Origin of the sequence: Neokomagataea thailandica NBRC 106555 (assembly GCF_001598495.1) — a bacterium.
Lineage (GTDB): Bacteria > Pseudomonadota > Alphaproteobacteria > Acetobacterales > Acetobacteraceae > Gluconobacter > Gluconobacter thailandicus_A.
On sequence record NZ_BCZB01000055.1, the window covers coordinates 1 to 3249 of the forward strand.

General features: G+C 49.7%; 3 protein-coding genes. All 3 read left to right on the plus strand.

Annotated elements, in window-relative coordinates:
• Nucleotides 1–135: 135 nt before the first annotated feature.
• Nucleotides 136–2139 carry a hypothetical protein gene (locus NTH01S_RS11210; protein ID WP_068173731.1) on the plus strand — a complete coding sequence of 668 codons (2004 nt, stop codon included), beginning with the start codon at nt 136–138 and terminating at the stop codon, nt 2137–2139.
• Between the two features lie 83 nt (nt 2140–2222).
• The gene (locus tag NTH01S_RS12230) at nt 2223–2735 is read left to right on the plus strand and encodes an IS5 family transposase (protein ID WP_084367353.1); all 513 of its coding nucleotides are present in this window, start codon (nt 2223–2225) and stop codon (nt 2733–2735) included.
• Nucleotides 2617–2982, plus strand: a complete 366-nt coding sequence (locus NTH01S_RS12025) for a transposase (protein ID WP_370664326.1) — start codon at nt 2617–2619, stop codon at nt 2980–2982. The genes NTH01S_RS12230 and NTH01S_RS12025 overlap by 119 nt, the downstream gene beginning before the upstream one ends.
• Nucleotides 2983–3249: the final 267 nt, after the last annotated feature.

Consider the following 3249-nt stretch of genomic DNA (forward strand, 5'->3'; position numbering starts at 1 on the left):
CAACAGGGCCATTTTTCATGCGTAAGCCCTGGGTCTACCCCCGATGCTAGGATAACCATCGTCTCTATTTCGTTCAACCACATGATGGGTGATATTGGATGTTAATTGGGTGTTTCATCTGCTGGGACTTTAACGGTGCTTAAACAAATTTTAACAGCGTTTTGTTTTTTGGGGCTTAGCATTGCATCCTGCTTGTATGCGGCTCCGGTGATGGGACGGGGGGGATCGATTGCATCCAACGCTGTAAACCCGACATGGGCTGTGGGCCCAGATGGTATTGCGCATTTTGCTAATATCGATCCGCAAACACTCCTCGGAGGTATCCCAGCGTCGAGTATTGCACTTTCGAGTATGAACGCTGTGCAATTGACACAGGTCGGCACGCCGGGAGGCGTAGCCTCTTTGGATGGCAATGGTCGCGTGACAGCACCTGTGGCTTCATCAAATATTTCTTCCGGGCCATCTGTTAGAGGCGTCACAGTCCCCATAGTGCAGCTATACACGCCGAATGGAAGTGCGATTTCGGGTGGTTATGAGACAATGCATATTGGGGGTGTTCGGCTATCCTTGGCGCACTCTCCCTATGGGATTTTTGCGGCACAGGCGGGAAGCCTGACGATCACCTCTGGGCTGAACGGTCCCTATAATGCTGGTTGTGGTTTGTGCCTCTTTAATGAACCACAGGCCGGGAAACTTGGGGCCGTCTCCGGTGAAGATTATCGCACAGGCTTTGTGGCCACCCATGATGGGGTGATGCTGGAAGAAGGCATTGCCAATGCGCAGGCGCGGCTAATTCTTCCGGTCGCAACCTATACAGCTACATCGGTCCAATTAACCACGCCTTTGAGCGCGAATGAGATGTCACAAATCAAGCCGGGTATGTACATCGTCACCAACTCGGTCCCGCCAAATGCGCCCCAGACACCGCTCGGTGATCCCTCATTAAACGGCCTTCTGCCCTCCTTTCAAAATTACAGTGGGCTTGTGAAGGATGTCAGTACGGATGGCAAAACGATTGACGTCTATGGATGGGGGCAGGAGATGACCAAGGGGACGGCCTTACCATCCACCACTTCTCTGGATACGGTGTGGGACCCCAAACAATCTGGTGCCGTCGTCTATGTCGGAGCAGCTAATAAAGCCTTCGCAGAGAATGATTTCTCTAACTATGACGGGAGTGTTGCGGGCGGAACGGGAGCAGCGTCATCTCTGATCCACCGAATGGAGCATTTAGAAATTGATGAGAATGTCTCCAACGAAACGCGACAATACGCCGTTCAGTATCATGGCATTACCATCGGATCGAACGCATCACGCCCCGACCTGCTGACGAAGGATAGTTATGAAATCAGCTTGAATGGCGGTCAGTCTCAATTCCTCACTATGAGCCCACAATGGTGGACAATCCCTATTAACTCAGATCCATTATATATTGGTCAACTTCAGGGGCCAGCGTTGAAAACGGGCGCGCAAGCGGTGCTGGCCTCTTTTGGGCAGAGTACGAACACGGGCAATGCGTCGTTCCAGTCGTTCCATTACATACGCCCGATGATTTACAACACTCGAACAGCGTCCGATGGATCGGGTACAGATTACCAGAACATCGAAACGGATATCGGGGTTGGTATTGATGGAGCACGTGGAACTGTAAATGCTCTGCAGGAACATATTGCCCTCAACCCAGCAAACTACCACAACGGCATTTCCTTATGTGGTTATGCGACATGCGCCCTGTCTATTGATGGCAATGGTGTTGGATGGATGCCGCACGACTTTCATATAACGAATGGGAGTGCGTTGTGGATCGGGGGATCTTATGTTTACACAACAACAGACCCCACATCTGGCGCCATTGTGACCCACGCGGTTGTCCCCAATAATGCATCGGGGGCCGGAGTACTTTATGTAGACGGGGCTTTTGGAGCAGGTGGCGCGGCCACGCTCGCCTCTCTCAAGGTTGTTGGCGCGACACATGACGGCGAAAAAACATTAGCTGCCTTGCCATATTCTGGAAATAGAGATGGTGACCATTACTGGTGCATAGATTGTAAATTAAATGGCATTGTAGGTGCCGAAGTATACTGGCACGCCAGTGTCGAAAAGTGGACGGATAGTCAAAATAACGGCCTTTTTAATTAGGTCACGTTGACAAAAGATCTATACGATCTACGTGAGTTCTGATTCACTGATGTCTTCAATAAGGGCAGTATGGTGGAGCGGGCATGGCACGCAGAGATCTGACGGATCAAGAGTGGGCGATCATTGGTCCGCTTCTGCCTTCTGAGCGTGGACGTTGGGTTCGACCGTCCGGAGACAACCGCCGGTTTCTTAATGGTATGCTACATGTTTTGCGCACAGGCTGCCCCTGGCGGGACATGCATGATCGCTATGGCAAGTGGAACTCGGTTTATGTCCGGTTCCGGCGTTGGGCTGAACAGGGTGTCTGGGATGCTCTTTTACAGACCCTTGTAGATCTGGGACTGACCGATAATTGGCAGCATATGGTCGACAGTAGTGGTCCGCGCCCACTCCCAGGCCACGCGGGCAAAAGGGGTGCTCATTCGGAGGGTTTTGGTCGATCATGCGGCGGCTTTACGAGTAAAATCCATGCCCGATGTGACAATCAGGGACGCCCTCTCGGCTTTGTCCTTACCGGGGGGGCAAGTCTCGGACTACAAGGCCACAGACGCCCTGATGAGCTTGCCTGTTCCAAATCCCAGGGCGATACTCGCTGATCGGGGTTATGATAGCGACAGTTTCCGTCAGGATCTGTTGCTCCACGGGATCCTGCCGGTTATTCCATCACGCAAAGGCCGCAGCGCTCTACAAAAGACAGATTGGCGGCGTTACAAGAACCGCAACCGCATCGAGCAGATGCGACGTATCGCGACCCGTTACGGTACGACCGCACTGTCCTATATGAGTTTCCTCAACCTCGCCGCAGCAAGGCTTTGGATCAGGTCTTTTGTCAACGTGACCTAGGTGGTATTTTTTAAAAATTCCTACCATATAAATAAGTATAATTTAAATAAAATTAATTACATAAATTATTATCATCAAGTAAATAAATTATTTCTATAATTGATATTTTTAATTCTCTAGTTAATAATTTATCATATTCGTTTAAAATTTTAACTAAGTTTTTTATATCTTGCATTTTTTTTGATCCAGATAATTGCGATTTTTTTCGTTAAAAAAACGTGAATATCAGCGTTACAATAACCCTTTTCTTTTGTCTAGATGCAAAAA

What these genes read in the sequence shown, in the direction of transcription:
- NTH01S_RS12230 (WP_084367353.1), top strand. Translation starts at nt 2,223, where the DNA reads ATGGCACGCAGAGATCTGACGGATCAAGAGTGGGCGATCATTGGTCCG.